15 protein-coding genes are annotated in these 15,675 nt (G+C 73.8%); 3 read left to right on the forward strand and 12 right to left on the reverse strand.

Annotated features, from left to right (window positions below; all coding sequences use genetic code 11):
- Positions 1–3: 3 nt before the first annotated feature.
- The 4 genes from Cpa01nite_RS09050 to Cpa01nite_RS09065 all read right to left on the reverse strand — a co-directional run bounded on the left by Cpa01nite_RS09050 (position 4) and on the right by Cpa01nite_RS09065 (position 5,477).
- Positions 4–1,074 (reverse strand): ABC transporter permease, encoded by a 1,071-nt coding sequence (locus Cpa01nite_RS09050; RefSeq protein WP_203668421.1) that lies wholly within the window; start codon positions 1,072–1,074, stop codon positions 4–6.
- Complete coding sequence (locus Cpa01nite_RS09055) at positions 1,071–2,687, reverse strand: ABC transporter permease (RefSeq protein WP_203668422.1); 1,617 nt, start codon at positions 2,685–2,687, stop codon at positions 1,071–1,073. Before Cpa01nite_RS09055 ends, Cpa01nite_RS09050 begins: the two co-directional genes overlap by 4 nt.
- A 193-nt stretch (positions 2,688–2,880) precedes the next feature.
- Positions 2,881–4,731 (reverse strand): ABC transporter family substrate-binding protein, encoded by a 1,851-nt coding sequence (locus Cpa01nite_RS09060; RefSeq protein WP_203668423.1) that lies wholly within the window; start codon positions 4,729–4,731, stop codon positions 2,881–2,883.
- Between the two features lie 332 nt (positions 4,732–5,063).
- Positions 5,064–5,477, reverse strand: a complete 414-nt coding sequence (locus tag Cpa01nite_RS09065; RefSeq protein WP_203668424.1) for a VOC family protein — start codon at positions 5,475–5,477, stop codon at positions 5,064–5,066.
- Between the two features lie 181 nt (positions 5,478–5,658).
- On the opposite strand from Cpa01nite_RS09065, the gene Cpa01nite_RS09070 reads away from it, so the two are divergent.
- On the forward strand, positions 5,659–6,099 hold the full coding sequence (locus Cpa01nite_RS09070; protein ID WP_203668425.1) for an iron chaperone: 441 nt from the start codon (positions 5,659–5,661) through the stop codon (positions 6,097–6,099).
- A gap of 36 nt (positions 6,100–6,135) precedes the next feature.
- Here Cpa01nite_RS09070 and Cpa01nite_RS09075 read toward each other — a convergent pair whose 3' ends face one another.
- Positions 6,136–6,651 (reverse strand): MarR family winged helix-turn-helix transcriptional regulator, encoded by a 516-nt coding sequence (locus Cpa01nite_RS09075; protein ID WP_203668426.1) that lies wholly within the window; start codon positions 6,649–6,651, stop codon positions 6,136–6,138.
- 105 nt (positions 6,652–6,756) lie between these two features.
- Between Cpa01nite_RS09075 and Cpa01nite_RS09080 the strand changes: the two genes are divergently transcribed.
- Positions 6,757–7,548 (forward strand): SDR family NAD(P)-dependent oxidoreductase, encoded by a 792-nt coding sequence (locus Cpa01nite_RS09080; protein WP_203668427.1) that lies wholly within the window; start codon positions 6,757–6,759, stop codon positions 7,546–7,548.
- A gap of 22 nt (positions 7,549–7,570) precedes the next feature.
- Here Cpa01nite_RS09080 and Cpa01nite_RS09085 read toward each other — a convergent pair whose 3' ends face one another.
- The 6 genes from Cpa01nite_RS09085 to Cpa01nite_RS09110 all read right to left on the reverse strand — a co-directional run bounded on the left by Cpa01nite_RS09085 (position 7,571) and on the right by Cpa01nite_RS09110 (position 12,845).
- Positions 7,571–8,704 (reverse strand): class I SAM-dependent methyltransferase, encoded by a 1,134-nt coding sequence (locus Cpa01nite_RS09085; RefSeq protein ID WP_203668453.1) that lies wholly within the window; start codon positions 8,702–8,704, stop codon positions 7,571–7,573.
- Positions 8,701–9,120 (reverse strand): type II toxin-antitoxin system VapC family toxin, encoded by a 420-nt coding sequence (locus Cpa01nite_RS09090; RefSeq protein WP_203668428.1) that lies wholly within the window; start codon positions 9,118–9,120, stop codon positions 8,701–8,703. The genes Cpa01nite_RS09085 and Cpa01nite_RS09090 overlap by 4 nt, the downstream gene beginning before the upstream one ends.
- On the reverse strand, positions 9,117–9,347 hold the full coding sequence (locus tag Cpa01nite_RS09095; RefSeq protein WP_203668429.1) for a FitA-like ribbon-helix-helix domain-containing protein: 231 nt from the start codon (positions 9,345–9,347) through the stop codon (positions 9,117–9,119). Before Cpa01nite_RS09095 ends, Cpa01nite_RS09090 begins: the two co-directional genes overlap by 4 nt.
- Before the next feature lie 67 nt (positions 9,348–9,414).
- Positions 9,415–10,500, reverse strand: coding sequence for a redox-regulated ATPase YchF (gene ychF / locus Cpa01nite_RS09100; protein WP_203668430.1), 1,086 nt, complete (start codon positions 10,498–10,500; stop codon positions 9,415–9,417).
- A 39-nt stretch (positions 10,501–10,539) separates the two neighbouring features.
- Positions 10,540–12,102 (reverse strand): hypothetical protein, encoded by a 1,563-nt coding sequence (locus tag Cpa01nite_RS09105; RefSeq protein ID WP_203668431.1) that lies wholly within the window; start codon positions 12,100–12,102, stop codon positions 10,540–10,542.
- A complete protein-coding gene (locus Cpa01nite_RS09110) occupies positions 12,078–12,845 on the reverse strand; it encodes an ABC transporter ATP-binding protein (RefSeq protein ID WP_203668432.1) in 768 nt (255 codons plus the stop codon). Before Cpa01nite_RS09110 ends, Cpa01nite_RS09105 begins: the two co-directional genes overlap by 25 nt.
- A gap of 51 nt (positions 12,846–12,896) precedes the next feature.
- On the opposite strand from Cpa01nite_RS09110, the gene Cpa01nite_RS09115 reads away from it, so the two are divergent.
- Complete coding sequence (locus Cpa01nite_RS09115) at positions 12,897–14,282, forward strand: DNA recombination protein RmuC (RefSeq protein ID WP_203668433.1); 1,386 nt, start codon at positions 12,897–12,899, stop codon at positions 14,280–14,282.
- Between the two features lie 111 nt (positions 14,283–14,393).
- Here Cpa01nite_RS09115 and Cpa01nite_RS09120 read toward each other — a convergent pair whose 3' ends face one another.
- The gene (locus Cpa01nite_RS09120; protein WP_203668434.1) at positions 14,394–15,434 is read right to left on the reverse strand and encodes a 4-hydroxy-3-methylbut-2-enyl diphosphate reductase; all 1,041 of its coding nucleotides are present in this window, start codon (positions 15,432–15,434) and stop codon (positions 14,394–14,396) included.
- Between the last annotated feature and the right edge of the window lie 241 nt (positions 15,435–15,675).

The following is a 15,675-nucleotide window of genomic DNA, read 5'->3' on the forward strand; positions in this document are numbered from 1 at the left end:
ACGTCAGGCTCGCGCCGCGGCCCGGGCCTGCGCGCGAGCCTTGCGGGCGTCCGCCTTGGCCAGGGCCCGCTTGGTCGGGATGCGCCGCTGCCGCGGGTCGAACGCGTCGCGCAGGCCGTCGCCGATGAAGTTCACGCACAGCGCGATCGTCACGATGAACAGGCCGGGCCACCAGAACAGCCAGGGCCGGGTGGCGAAGGCGGTCTGGTACTCGTTGATGAGCTGGCCGAGCGACACCTCGGGGCTGCTGATGCCGAAGCCCAGGTAGGACAGCGCGGTCTCGAGCAGGATCGCCGAGGCCATGAGCAGCGTCGCGTTGACGATGATCACGCCGACGGCGTTCGGCAGGATGTGCTTGAACATGATCCGGGCGTTCGAGGCGCCGGCCACCCGGGCCGCGTCGACGAACTCCCGCTCGCGCAGCGTGAGGAACTGGCCGCGCACGAGGCGGGCCATGTTCGTCCACGACACCAGCGACAGGGCGATGGCCAGCGACCACGGGTTCGCGCCGCCGACCAGGACGCCGAGGATGGCGCCGATCATGATGACCGGGATCGTGATGATCATGTCGGTGAACCGCATGAGCAGGTCGTCGAGGCGGCCGCGGAAGAAGCCCGCCAGCGCGCCGACGACGACGCCGATCGTGGTCGACAGGAGGCCGATCACGAACATGACGGTGAGCGACTGCTGGGTGCCGCGCATGACGAGCGCGAACCCGTCGTGCCCGATGTTGTCCTGCCCGAACGGGTGCGGGCCGATGGTGAAGCCGCCGTCCTCGAACCCCATGGTCGGGGCGCCGCCGGCGTTGACGATGTCGCTGGTCTCGCGGTAGCCGTACTGCCACCAGCCGGGGATCGGGCCCCAGCCGATCGAGGTGGTCACGAGGAGCACGACCGCCGCGAGCACGACGGCGGAGATCATCGCGCCGCGGTGCCGCACGAACCGCCGCAGGACGATGCGGCCCTGGGAGAGGCCCTCGACCTCCTTGAGCTCGATCGCGTTCTCGGTGTTCTCGACCTGGGCCTTCGGGTCGGTGATGCCCTCGTTCGGCTCGAGGGGAGGAGTGATGCTCATGAGTTCACCCGGATCCGGGGGTCGAGCGCCGCGTAGACGAAGTCGACCACGATGTTGGCGAGGACCAGGAGCGTGCCGGTCACCAGGAAGTACCCCATGACCGGGTCCGCGTCCCTGCCCTGCAGCGACTTGATGAACAGGGCGCCCATGCCGCTCCACGCGAAGATGCGCTCGGTGATGATCGCGCCGCCGAACAGCGCCGCGATGTCGAGCGGCACGATCGTGGCCAGGGGGATCAGCGCGTTGCGGAACGCGTGCCGCGTGGTCACGACCCGCTCCGAGAGGCCCTTGGCGCGCGCGGTGCGGATGTAGTCCTGGTTCATGACCTCGAGCAGGCTCGCCCGGGAGTACCGGGTGTAGCTGGCGAACGAGATCAGGATGAGGGCGATCGTCGGCAGCACGAGGTGCGTGAACCGGTCGAGCGTCTCCACCCAGTAGCTCCCGGTCAGGCCGGGGGTCTGGGAGCCGATCGTCGCGATCGGGCGGCCGTTGATCTGCGAGGCGTTGGAGTAGCTCTCCCAGACCCGCATGACGCGGTCCACGTAGATCAGGAGGCCGACGCCGAGCGCCGTGACCGCCGCGGCGCGCATGGAGATGCCCCGGTCGTAGCCGCCGAAGGCCCAGCCGACCGCGACGCCCACCGCGATCGTGACGACGCCGAGACCGAGGATCAGCGGCGTGGTCGCGTTCACGAACACGTACTGGAGCGGGTAGTACAGCGCCGCGCCGATGGCGACGGTGGTGAGCGAGGCGTAGAGCGCGCGGCGGTTCCCGAGGCCGGCGGTCAGCGCGACGACCCCGAACGCGATGCCCACGCCGATCGCGACGACGCCGACGATCCCCAGGCTCGGGTCGAGCAGCCAGCCCGTGCCGGTGACGAACACGAGCACCGCGACCGTCGACAGGGTCGCGGCGGCGAACGAGATCCACCGGGCACGCCGGCTGCCGCCGATGATCGACGACCAGACCACGCCGGACGCCAGGGCCAGGACCGCCATCCACACCGGCGGGATGGTCGGGTCCGCGAGGAAGTCGTTGAACCCGATGGCGCCCCAGAGCTTCAGCAGCACCGCGACCCAGAAGGACGGCAGCGAGTAGAGCACGAACGACAGGAACGTCACCGAGTAGTCGAAGCGCGTGTACTGGCGCAGTGCCGACACGATGCCGACGAGGACGCCGAGGCCGATCGCGATGAGCGTCGACGCCGCCACCAGCTGCACGGTGCTCGGGATGGCCGAGGACAGCAGGCTGGTGACGGGCTGCCCGCTCACCCAGCTGGTGCCGAGGTCACCGGTGAACACCCCGCCGAGCCACTTGAAGTAGCGGATCACCGGAGGGGTGTTCAGGTCGAGGGCGCGCACGCGCGCCTCGATCAGCGCCTCCTTGTTGGGGGCCGTGCTGGTGCGCAGGTCCTCGAGCGGGTCGAGCGCGTAGGACAGGAGCATGTAGACGATGAACGTCGCCCCGAGCAGCACGATCGCGGACGACAGGAGGCGTCGACCGAGGAAGGTCAGGGTGGGCGCGGCGCCCCGCAAGCGGGAGCGTCGGGCCGAGACCGGTGCGTCGGGCGCGGAGCGCGCGCCGGAGGCACGGGTCGTCACAGAGGTGGCCATGGGGTCCTTGCCTCACGGGAAGGGGTACTCGCAAGGCGCAAGTGTAGGCACGCCGGATAGGTGTGCTGCGCCCGGGCCTGGGTCGGCCGTGAGTGCCGGTACGGCTGTGGTACTGGGTGGCACGGCAACGGGGGTACCGCGGTCGGTGCCGCGGTACCCCCGTGCCGGCGTGCTCAGGCGAGCGGTGCGGAGGTCACTCCGACTCGGACGCGCTCGGCGCGTCCAGGCTGTCGGAGGCGCTGATCTCCCACTCCCAGTAGTTCCAGAAGATCGTCGGCGACAACGCGATGGTCGAGACGCCCTGCAGGACGTCGCGGTACGCGACCACGCCCGGGAACTGGAAGATGTTGACGCCGAAGGCGTCCTGGTTGAGCTTCTGCTCGATCTGGACGGCCAGCTCGGCCTCGCGGTCCGGGTCGGTGTTGGTGCTGACCTGGGCCCACAGGGCGTCGACCTCGGTGTTCGAGTAGCCGCCGTAGTTGTTCTGGCCACCTGTGACGTAGTTCGCCTCGGCGTTCAGGATGAACGTGTTGGTCGACTGCCAGCCGAACAGCGCCGCGTCGTAGGTGCCGGTGCCGAGGATGGTGCCCCAGGTGTCGTCACCGTTGTCGATGACGTTGAAGCCGGCCTGCGTGGCGGACGCCTGGATGAGCTGGAACTCGTTCGCACGGCGCACGTTCGACTTGCCGTAGAGGAAGCGCACGTCCACCGGGGTGGTCACGCCGGCCTCGGCGAGCAGCGCCTTGGCGCCCTCGATGTCGACGTCCGTCCACGCGTCGGAGCCGTTCTCGGCGACGACCGTGTCGTAGTTGGGCGAGCCCGGGACGTACAGGAAGGAGTCGCGCGTGGTGGCGTCCTCCTGCAGCGGGGTGATCAGCTTCTCGATGATCTCCTGGCGCGGGATCGTCTTGAGGAAGGCCTCGCGGACCTTGCGGGCCTTCTCCGCGTCGCCGCCGTAGGTGGCCGGGTCGAACGGGCCGCCGTTGTCGAAGGTCAGGTCGACGTGCTCGTAGGTGCCCTCGGGCGCCGTGGTGTACGAGACGCCGTCGATGCCGTCGAGCGTCGCGAGGACGTCCACGGACGACTGCGGCGCGATGAGGTCGACCTCACCGTTCTGGAGCGCCGTGACCGAGGCCAGCGGGTCCTCCGAGTAGCGGATCGTGATCGAGTCGACCTTCGGCTCCGGGCCCCACGTGTAGTTCTCGTTGCGCGTCAGCGTGAGGTACTGGTTCTCGACGTAGTCCGAGATGACGTAGGCGCCGTACGAGAGGTACAGGTCCGGGTCGTCCGGGAGCGACGTGAAGTTGAACGCGTTCGTCCAGGTGTCCGCGATCTTCGCGAGCGCCTCGGCGTCGTTGTTCTCGAACGCGTCCTCGACGGCCTGCTTGGCCTCGGTGGGGTCCTCGACGCCCAGCGCCAGCCGACCGACCACGTGCGCCGCGACCGGGCTGGGCTGGTTCATCGACACCTCCCAGTCGGAGCGGGGGGTGTCGTAGACGAACGTCACGGAGCGGCCGTCGTCGCCGATCTCCGGGAACGTCGAGATCTGGTTCATCGCCGGCGACGACGAGTCGAAGTAGACCTCGCCCTCGGCGACCTCGGAGTTGCCCTCGTCGTCGACGGCGACGTCGGAGGCGGCGACCGTGTCGAACTTGTCGTTCTGGGCACCCCAGAACAGGATCATGTCCGCCGCGTCGACCGGCTCGCCGTCGGACCAGGTCACGCCCTCGTTGACCGTGTACTTGACGGTGAGCGGGTCCTCGGAGACGACCTCGTACGACCCGAAGTCCTCGTTCTTCGCGAGGTTCAGGTCGCCGTCGTAGTAGTTGAAGAACGAGGTCGTCAAGTAGACGATGTTCGCGTTCGCCGTGGCGTTGCCGTTGGCCGTCAGGTTGTTGGTCGAGCGGAAGGGCTCGTTCCACCCGACGTTGACCGAGGTGCTGCCCTCGATCTCGGTCTCCTCCGCGGGGCCGGAGCACGCGGTGAGCACGAGGGCCCCCGCGGCCACCGCGGCCACCGCGGCGCTGATTCGCCTGATCTTCAATGTTCCTCCTGTGAAGGTGGCGCCCGCGTGTCCCTCGCCGCGCGGGCCGACCGGAGGGGTCGTCCCGAGCACGGCAGACGCACGGTCCCGCCATGGATGGGGCAACGCTAGTGACCCCAAAACCGACATCTGTCACCCAGACCCCTGCGGAGGGCGATCGTTACCGGATCGATACTGAGCAGTAGTGTCCAGCATCCAAGACGCTACGTGCCGGAAACGAGCCGGAAACATCGGGATCGTCCGGGCGGGGAGCCTCGCGCCCGGGCGCGACAGGTCGCCCGCCGAGCGGGACCCGCGGCGGGTGTGCTAAGCGCCGGTCGACGACGCCGGCCTCACGCGCCGGCCGGTGCCTCCACCGTCTGGAGGTTCAGGACGTTCCCGTCCGGGTCCTCGAACCAGACCGCCCGCATCGCGCCGTCCACGAGCACGCCGTCCCGCCACTCGCCGGACGGCAGCTCGAACGTCTCGAAGCCGATGCCGCTCGACCGCAGCGCCCCGACCTCGCGGTCGAACGCCTCGTCCGCGACCTGGAACGTGACCGCTGTCGCCCGGTTGGTGCCCGCGTAGGACGACGGGTACACCAGCATCCCGCCGGACCCGGTGGCGTAGACGACGCCCATGTCGTCGGCCCCGGGCGACCCGGGTGGCTGCGTCGCGCGGAACCCGAGGGTCTGCTCGTAGAACCGGCGCGCGCGCCCCAGGTCCCGCACGGCGAGGCAGGGCATCGCGGGGTGGTCGGACAGCATCGTCGCCTCCGCGGCGGGTCGCCCGACGGTCGGCCGACCGGCTCGACGCGAGCGTACGGCGGCCGGTCGCAGCGGCCCGCCCTCCGAACCGGGAGGTCGGTCAGGATCGGAGAAGCACCGCCTCGACCTGCGCTCCTACGGTGGAGCACGACCGCACCCGTCCGAGCAGGAGGCGCCGAGCATGACCGAGACCCGTGAGTCCACCGCGAGCTTCACCGCCGAGGAGCGCGCCGCGATGCAGGAGCGCGCCGCCGAGGTCCGCGCCGCGCGGAAGCGCGGGAAGGGCGCCGACGCGGAGGCCGAGGTCCTCGCCAAGATCGCCGAGCTGCCCGACGACGACCGCGCCATGGCGGAGCGGGTCCACGCGATCGTCCGGGAGGTCGCGCCCGGCCTGGCGCCCCGCACCTGGTACGGGATGCCGGCCTACGGCGCGCCCAAGGCCGTGCTGTTCTTCCAGCCAGGGTCGAAGTTCGGGTCCCGGTACGCCTCGCTCGGCTTCAACGAGGACGCGCGGCTGGACGACGGGGCGATGTGGCCGACGGCGTACGCGCTCACGCGGGTGGGCGCGGCCGAGGAGGCGGCGATCCGGGAGCTCGTGCGGCGGGCCGCCGGGGAGGGGTGACGTCGCGCCGGGCACGGACGACACCGCCGCCTCGGGTCACGCCCTCGGGTCCTGCTCCCCCGCTCCCGGGGCGCTCCCCGGCCGCCACCCGCCCTCCTCGCGGATGCCGCCGGCGATCCGGAGGCTGATCTCCCGGAGCTGCCGCGCCTGCGCCGGCGTGAGCCGGTCGAGCACCAGCCGGTGCACCGCGGCGACGTGCCCCGGGGTCGCACCGGCGACCGCCGCGCGCCCCGCGTCGGTGAGCATCGCGAGCGTGTAGCGCCCGTCCGCCGGGTCGGGCTCCCGGCGCAGCCACCCGCGGGACTCCAGCCGGGCCGCCGCCCGGGACAGCCGGGACAGGGTGCTGTTCGCGTACCCCGCCAGCACGCTCATCCGCAGCGTGCCGCCCTCCGCCCGGCCCAGCGCGTACAGGACCCCGTACTCGAAGTGCGTGATCCCCGCGTCGCGCTGCAGCTGCGCGTCGAGCGCCGGCGGCAGCCACTCGAGGACGGTCGCGAGGGCGGACCAGGTCGCGAGGTCGTCGCCGGCGAGGTCGGCAGACGTGTCGGTCATGGCGGCAGCCTAGTGCGTGACTTGCTCAGGCAAGCAACCACGGTCTAGCTTCACTTTCCTGAGCAAGTGCCTGCCGCGCCCCGCGGCGGCACGGGGAGGGACGACGTGGATCTGCAGCTGGCCGGGACGAGGGCCTTCGTGAGCGGCTCGACGCAGGGCATCGGCTTCGCGATCGCGCGGGCGCTGCTGGACGAGGGCGCCGAGGTGGTCGTGAACGGGCGCGACGAGGGCCGCGTGCGGGACGCCGTCGCGCGGCTGCGCGCCGTCGTGCCGGGCGGCGCGGTCTCGGCAATCGCCGCCGACGTCGCCGACGCCGCGCAGGTCGAGCGGCTGCTGGACGAGCTGGGCGACGTCGACGTGCTGGTCAACAACGCGGGCCTGTTCGAGGTCGCCCCGTTCGAGTCGATCACCGACGCGGACTGGCGGCGGTACCTGGACGTCAACCTGATGAGCGGCGTCCGGCTCGCGCGCCGGCTGCTCGGGCCCATGCTCGCCCGCGGGCGGGGCCGGGTGCTGTTCGTGAACAGCGAGTCCGGGGTGGACGTCCCGGCGGACATGGTCCACTACGGCGTGTCCAAGGCGGCGGCGCTGGCGCTGGCGAACGGGCTGGCCAAGCTGACCCGCGGCACCGGTGTCACGGTGAACACGATCCTCGGCGGGCCGACGTACTCCGACGGGGTCGCGCGGGCGGTGGAGGGGATCGCGCAGGCGCAGGGCGTGCCGGCCGACGCGCTCAAGGGCACCCTCGCCGCGGCCCGGACCACGTCGCTGGTGCAGCGGTTCCTCGAGCCCGAGGAGATCGCCCGGCTCGCCGTGTACCTGGCGAGCCCGCTGTCGTCGGCGACGAACGGGGCCGCGGTGCGCGCCGACGGGGGCGTGCTGACCACGCTGCTGTGAGCCGCCGGGCGGCCGGGCGCGGTCAGACCCGGCGGGACGCCGTGATCGTGAACTTCGGGTTCCGCGCGACCTGCCGGGTCGGGCCGACGGCCGCCTGCAGCGCCGGCCGGTAGCCGAGGCCCGAGTTCCACACGCACCACAGCTCGCCGCCCGGCCGGAGCACCCGCGCGGCCTCGGCGAACAGCTCGCGGGCGACGCCGTCGTGCACGGCGGCGCCGACGTGGAACGGCGGGTTGAGCAGCACGAGGTCCGCGCTCGCGTCCGCGATGCCGGCCGTCCCCCGCGCCCGCTGGACGCGGACCCGGTCCGCCAGGCCGTTGGCTGCGACGGTCGCCCGGGCGGACGCGACGGCCGCCGCCGACTCGTCGGTCGCGACGACCTCGATCTCGGGCCGGGCGGCGGCCAGCGCGGACGCGAGCACGCCGGTGCCGCAACCCAGGTCGACCGCGTGCGCGGCGTCCGGGGCCGCGTCGGCGAGGTGCTCGACCAGGAACCGGGTGCCGATGTCGACGCGCGCCCCGGCGAACGCGGCGCCGTGGGCGCGGACCGTGAGCCCGAGGTCGTCGTGCCGCTCGGTGACGGGCCACGGGGACGCGGCCCCGTCGCCGGGGAGCGGCCCGGCGGCGTGCAGCACCCGGGCCTTCTGCCGCCCACGGCTCGCGCGCACCTCGCCGAGGTGCCGCGCGAGCACGTCGTTCATCGCCCGGGACATGTGCTTCTCACGGCCGCTCGCCACCACGACCACCGCCGGGTCGGCGTGCCGCGCCACGAGCCCGGCGACCTCGTCCAGCGCGTCGAGCGACCGCGGCAGCAGGAGCAGCACGACCCGGGCGCCGGCGACCAGCTCCGGGTCCAGCGCGTCGAGCGACCGGAACGCCTCCGCGCCGCCGACCCGCTCCGCGTTCTCCGCGAGGGCCAGCTCGCCCGTCAGGCGGTCGGTGTGCGCGCGGACGCCGGCGAGCCCGAACCGGTGCACCGCCCCGAGGGTCACCGCGCCGTACCGGTCGCCGACCACGACGACCGTCCCGGGCCCCGCGTCCGCCAGGGCCGGCGCCGCCTCGTCCAGCAGCAGCCGGTCGGCGGCGTCGACCGCGACCAGGTCGGGCGCGGGGATCTCGGGGTCGCAGCGCAGGGCGGCGAGCAGGTCGTCGGTCATGCGGTCCACGGGTCGACGACCTCGACGCCGGTGTCCGCGAAGTCCTTCACGTTCCGCGTCGCGCACGTCGCCCCGTGCACCCGGCAGATCGCCGCGATCTGGGCGTCGGCCGTGTGGATCGGGCGACCGGCCCGCTCGCGCGCGGCCAGGACGTCCGCGTACTGCTCGGCGGCGGCGACGTCGAACGGGAGGATCGCCCGGGTCGCACGGTACGGCTCGAGCGCGAGGTCGACCTGCTCGACGAGCGCGGAGCGGCGCCGCCCGTCGGGGAGCCGCCGCACGCCCGCCAGGAGCTCGGCGAGCGTCACGGCCGTGATCGCGACGTCGCCCGTCAGGTCCTCCAGCCACGCCACCACGCGGGGCGCCGGCTCCGGCCGGAAGATCTCCGAGACGACGTTCGTGTCGAGCACGATCACCCGAAGTCCACCGACCTGGCGTCGTCGGTGCGCTCCGGGACCACGAGGCCCGCGTCGCCGGCCGCGCGCGCCGCCCGGAGCAGGGCCACGCCGATGTGGGGTCGCCGGGCAGCGCGCGTGAGGATGTCGCGCGCCTCGGCCTCCATGGACCGCCCGTGCTGCTTCGCCTGGGCGGCGAGCTGCTGCTTGACGGACTCGTCGAGCCCGCGGACGACGATGGTGGACATGGCGCCGGGACCTCTCCCTCGGAAGTGCTAGCCCAGATGCTAGCAGCCGCTGAGGCGCGCCAGCCGGTCACACGTTGAAGCGGAACTCCACCACGTCGCCGTCGGCCATCACGTAGTCCTTGCCCTCGATGCGCGCCTTGCCGGCGGACCGGGCGGCGGCGACCGAGCCGGACTCGACCAGGTCGTCGAACGAGATGACCTCGGCCTTGATGAAGCCCTTCTGGAAGTCCGTGTGGATGACCCCGGCCGCCTGCGGCGCGGTCCACCCCTGGCGGATCGTCCAGGCCCGGGACTCCTTGGGGCCGGCGGTCAGGTAGGTCTGCAGGCCGAGCGTGTGGAACCCGACGCGGGCGAGCTGGTCGAGGCCCGCCTCCTCCTGGCCGTTCTCGGCGAGCATCTCCTTGGCCTCGTCGGGCTCGAGCTCGACCAGGTCGGACTCGAACTTCGCGTCGAGGAAGATCGCGTCGGCCGGCGCGACGTACGCGCGCAGCTCGTCCTGCATCGCGGTGTCGGCGAGGCCGGCGTCGTCGGTGTTGAACACGTAGATGAACGGCTTGGCCGTCATCAGCTGCAGCGAGGCCAGGTCGGCGAGGTCGAGCCCCGCGGCCTTCGCGCCCTGGAACAGCGTCTGCCCGGACTCGAGCACGGCCTGGGCGGCCTGCGCGGCGGCGAGCTCGGCGGGGTCCGCCTTCTTGATGCGGACCTCCTTCTCCAGGCGCGGGACGACCTTCTCGAGCGTCTGCAGGTCCGCGAGGACGAGCTCGGTGTTGATCGTCTCGATGTCGTCCTTGGGCGAGACGCGGCCGTCGACGTGCACGACGTCGGGGTCGGCGAACGCGCGGGTCACCTGGCAGATCGCGTCGGCCTCGCGGATGTTCGCGAGGAACTTGTTGCCGAGGCCCTCGCCCTCGCTCGCGCCCTTGACGATGCCGGCGATGTCGACGAACGACACCGTGGCGGGCAGGATCCGCTCGCTGCCGAAGATCTCCGCGAGGGTGTCCAGGCGCGGGTCCGGCAGCGGCACGATGCCGACGTTCGGCTCGATCGTGGCGAACGGGTAGTTCGCCGCGAGCACCTGCGCGCGGGTCAGGGCGTTGAAGAGGGTGCTCTTGCCGACGTTGGGCAGGCCGACGATGCCGATGGTGAGTGCCACGGGCGACCATCCTACGCAGTCGGGTGCGCCGGGCGACCCTCAGGCGAACGAGCGGATCGTCTGCAGCAGCTCCGGCGCCCGCCGGTCGTACAGCCCGCCGCCGACCCGCACGCCCGCGACCAGGGCCGCGGCGCCCGACCCGAGGCCCACGACCAGCGTGAGGGCCTGGAGCACCGGGTGCCCGGTGACGACGGCGGCGATCCCGAGCCCGACCGTCGGCGCGCAGACCGCGAGCAGCAGCAGCATGCCCAGCGACTGGGTGAGCATCACGGCGAACGACGAGCCCTGCGGGGTGGAGAACGGGTTGTCCCCCGGCTTCGGCACGGGGTACACCACCCGCGCGGAGTAGATCGACGACGCCCCGACGCCGACGGCCAGCACGCCGAGCGACATGCCGAGCACGGGCACGGTCGCGTCCCAGCGCCCCGCGACGCCGAGCACCAGCACGTCCGTCGCGAGCACGACCACGCCCCCGACGACCATGCCCGCGAGCGCCCGCCCGGCCCGGTCGACGCGGCCGGAGACCGGTGCGGCGACGTGCGTCCAGAACGCGGTGTCGTCGTAGGAGATGTCGGCGGAGAGCGACCAGCCCATGACGAACGCCACGACGACGCCCGCGCCCAGCACGATGCCGCCGCCCCGGCCGACGAACCACAGCAGCAGCACCATGACCGGCACGACCGCGACCGCGGCGGCGTACCGCGGGTCGCGCAGCCAGTAGGTGAGGCTGCGCGCGGCCACGGCGCCGGTCGGCGTGGCCGGGAACCGCGCGAAGAACCCGAGGCCCGCGCTGCGGGACACGTGCCCGCCGCCGGGCGACCGCACCAGCGCCGCCGACAGGGCGCGGTCCCAGACCAGCACCAGGACGCCGAGCGTCGCGCCGGTGACCGCGAGCTTGGCCACCGCGGCGAGCCACGCCCCGGCCTGGACGTCGGCGGCGAGCGCCCACGGCGCGCCCAGCGGCGTCCAGCCCACCACCACGCCCACGGTCGGCAGCGCGTCCGCGACCGCCGCCAGGCCCGCGGTCGCGCCCAGCAGGATCGGGCCGAGCAGCATGAGCGGGACGATCGCGAGCACGGCCGCGACCTCCCGGAACCGCCGCCCGCCGACCAGCGGGGCCAGCATCGTGGTGATCGCCCGGGAGCCGATCACGCACACGGCCACCCCGAGCACGCCGCCGACCAGGCCCGCCGCCAGCGCGGCCGGGTCCCGCCACCAGGCCAGCGCCGTCGCCCCGCCCAGGACCACGGTCGCCGCGCCGGGGACGCCCACGACGCCGGCGAGCGTGAGGCCCGTCAGCAGGTGCCGGCGGCGGATCGCGAACAGCTGGAACCGCTCGGGGTCGAGCGTGCTGTCCACGCCGAACGCGACGAGCGGCAGCAGCCACCACCCCGCGACGACGAGCGCGCCGCCGAGCACCACGACGGTGCGGGAGAGCTCGGGGTCGTCGTGCGCGCCGAGGGCGACGAGCCCCGCCACCGCGAGCCCGAGCAGGAACAGCGCGTACAGCAGCGACAGCACCAGGCCGATCACCCGCCACACGCTCCGGCGCAGGCCGTTGCGCAGCAGGGTCAGCTTCAGTCGGACGAGGTGCGCAACCACGCGAGCGCCCCCTCCGTGCGCCGCCCGCCGACCAGCTCGACGAACCGGTCCTCGAGCGACGCCTCGCCCCGGACCTCGTCGACGGTGCCCTGCGCCAGCACGTGGCCGCCGGCGATCACCGCGACGTGGTCGCACATGCGCTGCACGAGGTCCATGACGTGCGAGGAGACGACGACCGTCCCGCCGCCCGCGACGTACGCCGCGAGGATGTCCCGGATGTTCGCCGCCGACACCGGGTCGACCGCCTCGAACGGCTCGTCCAGGACCAGGACCCGCGGCGCGTGCACGAGCGCGCAGGCCAGCCCGATCTTCTTGGTCATGCCCGCCGAGTAGTCGACCACCAGGGTGTCGGCGTCGGCCGAGAGGTCGAACGTCCGCAGCAGGTCGGCGGTGCGGTCGCGGACGGTGTCCCGGTCCAGGCCGCGCAGCAGGCCGGCGTAGGTGACGAGCTGGGCGCCGGTCAGCCGGTCGAACAGCCGCACGCCGTCGGGCAGCACGCCCAGGCCCGCCTTCACCGCGGGCGGGTCCGCCCACAGGTCCTGCCCCCGCACGAGCACGCTCCCGAAGTCCGGCCGCAGCAGGCCGGTCGCCATGGAGAGCGTCGTGGTCTTGCCCGCGCCGTTCGGGCCGACGAGCCCGTAGAACGACCCGGCGGGGACCTCGAGGTCGACGCCCGCCACGGCGATCTTCGTGCCGAACCGCTTCCACAGCCCGTGGATGGACAAAGCGGACATCGGCTCCATCGCCCCAGCATAGGGGCGGGCGTGTCGGTGGCGCCTGGCAATCTGCAGGTCATGGACACCGGATCTGTGCTCGCCCTCGCCGGGGCCCTCCTCGCGGGGGTCGCCCTCGGCTGGCTCCTCGCCGCCGGCCGCTCCGGGGCGCGGCTGCGCCGGGCCGAGGTGGAGGCGGCGCGGTGGCGCACGGCCGCCGAGCTCGGCGGGACGGCCGTCGACGCGGACCGGCAGGCGGAGCGGTTCCGCGCGCTCGCCGCCGACGCGCTCGCGCAGAGCAGCGAGCAGTTCCTCGCGCTCGCGCACCAGAGCCTCGCGGCGCGGCACCAGGAGCAGTCCGGCGACCTCGCGCAGCGCGAGCAGGCCGTGCGCGCGATGGTCGACCCCCTGGCGCGCACGCTCGACGCGGTGCGGGCCGAGCTGCGCACCGCCGAGCAGGCCCGGGCGCAGCACGACGCCGCGCTCGGCGAGCAGGTGCGGCAGATGCGCGAGGAGGCGGGGCGGCTGCGCGAGCAGACCGCGCAGCTCGTCACCTCGCTCCGGTCGTCGCAGGTGCGCGGCCGGTGGGGCGAGGTGCAGCTGCGCCGGGTCGTCGAGGCCGCGGGGATGCTGCCGCACGTCGACTTCGCCGAGCAGGACCAGGTCCGCACCGACGACGGCCCGCTCCGGCCCGACATGGTCGTGCACCTGGCGGGCGGCAAACGCGTGGTCGTCGACGCCAAGGTGCCGTTCCTCGGGTTCCTCGAGGCGGCCGAGGCGACCGACCCCGCCGAGCGCGAGCGCCGGCTGGCCGCGCACGCCCGCCACCTGCGGGCGCACGTCGACCAGCTCGCCGCCAAGCGGTACTGGGACCAGTTCAGCCCGGCTCCGGAGTTCGTCGTCATGTTCGTGCCGGCCGAGGCGTTCCTGCACGCGGCGATCGACGTGGACCCGGCGATCGTGGAGCGCGCGTTCGAGAAGGACGTCGTGATCGCCACCCCGATGACGCTGCTCGCGCTGCTGCGCACCGTCGCCTACGCCTGGCGGCAGGACGCGCTGGCCAGCAACGCGCAGGCGGTGCTGGACCTCGGCAAGGAGCTGCACGGCCGGATCGCGACCCTCGGCGGGCACCTGACGAAGGTCGGGCGGGCCATCGACTCCGCCGCGACGGCCTACAACCAGTCGGTGGCGTCGCTCGAGTCGCGGGTGCTGGTGAGCGCCCGGAAGTTCGCCGACCTGCGGGTGGTGGACGCCGGCCTGGAGACCCCGCCGTCGGTGGAGCGGCGGCTGTCCGTGGTGACCGCGCCGGAGCTCGTGGCGTGGGAGACGGAGCAGGTCGTGGGTCTCGACGCGAGCGGCACGCCGGCGCCGGGAACGGGCCGGCGGGCGGCGGACGCGCTCGGGGCGCTGGACGACGCGGTGCTCGGGGACGTCCGGACGCCGGAGGCGGGGCCGGGCGCGGGCTGAGCCGGGCGCGGGCGGAGCCGGGCTCGGGCGGAGCCAGGGGCGGGTCGGGCGCGGCCGAGCCGGGGGCGGGTCGGGCGCGACCGCAGCCGGGTCCGGGCCACCCGGGGGCGGTCAGACCGGGCGGACGGCCAGGTCCGGGCGGTCGCCGCGGCGCGGGCGCGGGTCGTCCCCGCCGGACGCGCGCAGGTCCGCGCGGAGCTCCCGGGGCAGCGAGAACATGAGGTCCTCCGTCGCGGTCCGCACCTCCTCGACGTCACCGAACCCGTGCGCCGCCAGCAGGTCGAGCACGTCCCGCACGAGGATCTCGGGCACCGACGCCCCCGACGTCACGCCGACGGTCCGCGCGCCGGCCAGCCACGCCGGGTCGACCTGCGCGGCGGTGTCCACCCGGTACGACGCCCGGGCGCCGTACTCGAGGGCCACCTCGACCAGCCGGACGGAGTTGGACGAGTTCGCCGACCCGACGGTGATCACGACGTCGCACTCCGGCGCGAGCTTCTTGACCGCGACCTGCCGGTTCTGGGTGGCGTAGCAGATGTCGTCGCTCGGCGGGTCCTGCAGCAGCGGGAACCGCTCGCGCAGCCGCCGCACGGTCTCCATCGTCTCGTCCACCGACAGCGTGGTCTGCGAGATCCACACCACCCGGCTCTCGTCCCGGACCACCACGTCGGCCACGGCCTCCGGGGAGTCGACCACCTGCACGTGCGCGGGCGCCTCGCCCTGCGTGCCCTCGACCTCCTCGTGGCCCGTGTGCCCGATCAGCAGGATGTCGAGGTCCGCCGCGGCGAACCGCACCGCCTCCTTGTGCACCTTGGTGACCAGCGGGCAGGTCGCGTCGATGGTCCGCAGCGACCGGGCCTCCGCCGCCGCGCGCACCGCCGGCGACACCCCGTGGGCGGAGAACACGACGCGGGCGCCCTCGGGCACCTCGTCGGTCTCGTCGACGAACACGGCGCCGCGCGCCGCGAGCGTGTCGACGACGTGCCGGTTGTGCACGATCTCCTTGCGCACGTACACCGGGGCGCCGTAGTGCTCGAGCGCCTGCTCGACCGCGACGACCGCGCGGTCCACGCCGGCGCAGTACCCGCGCGGGGCGGCCAGGAGCACGCGGCGGCCCGCGGGGGCCGGGCCGGGCTCGGTGGCTGCGGTCACGCGCCCATCGTAGGTCGCCCGCCCGGGGCGCGGGCGGATCGGCCCGGTGCCCTGGCGACTTCGGTGCTCCCGTGCGACGTCGGTGGGTGCACGCACCGCACTCGCGCGGAAGCACCGAAGCGGCGGGGCGGGTGGGGCGGGACGGGCGGGACGGGCGGGACGGGGCACGGGGCGGGGCGGGGCGCGCGGCGGGGCGGGGCGGCGGGGCGGGGCGGGGCGGCGGGGCGGCGGGCGGGGCGGG

This window comes from Cellulomonas pakistanensis (assembly GCF_016862755.1).
Lineage (GTDB): Bacteria > Actinomycetota > Actinomycetes > Actinomycetales > Cellulomonadaceae > Cellulomonas > Cellulomonas pakistanensis.

Excerpts from the sequence above, each read along its gene's own strand:
- Cpa01nite_RS09050 (WP_203668421.1), bottom strand. The coding sequence starts at position 1,074 with ATGAGCATCACTCCTCCCCTCGAGCCGAACGAGGGCATCACCGACCCG.
- Cpa01nite_RS09055 (WP_203668422.1), bottom strand. The coding sequence starts at position 2,687 with ATGGCCACCTCTGTGACGACCCGTGCCTCCGGCGCGCGCTCCGCGCCC.
- Cpa01nite_RS09065 (WP_203668424.1), bottom strand. The coding sequence starts at position 5,477 with ATGCTGTCCGACCACCCCGCGATGCCCTGCCTCGCCGTGCGGGACCTG.
- Cpa01nite_RS09070 (WP_203668425.1), top strand. The coding sequence starts at position 5,659 with ATGACCGAGACCCGTGAGTCCACCGCGAGCTTCACCGCCGAGGAGCGC.
- Cpa01nite_RS09075 (WP_203668426.1), bottom strand. The coding sequence starts at position 6,651 with ATGACCGACACGTCTGCCGACCTCGCCGGCGACGACCTCGCGACCTGG.
- Cpa01nite_RS09085 (WP_203668453.1), bottom strand. The coding sequence starts at position 8,704 with ATGACCGACGACCTGCTCGCCGCCCTGCGCTGCGACCCCGAGATCCCC.
- Cpa01nite_RS09095 (WP_203668429.1), bottom strand. The coding sequence starts at position 9,347 with ATGTCCACCATCGTCGTCCGCGGGCTCGACGAGTCCGTCAAGCAGCAG.
- Cpa01nite_RS09110 (WP_203668432.1), bottom strand. The coding sequence starts at position 12,845 with ATGGAGCCGATGTCCGCTTTGTCCATCCACGGGCTGTGGAAGCGGTTC.
- Cpa01nite_RS09115 (WP_203668433.1), top strand. The coding sequence starts at position 12,897 with ATGGACACCGGATCTGTGCTCGCCCTCGCCGGGGCCCTCCTCGCGGGG.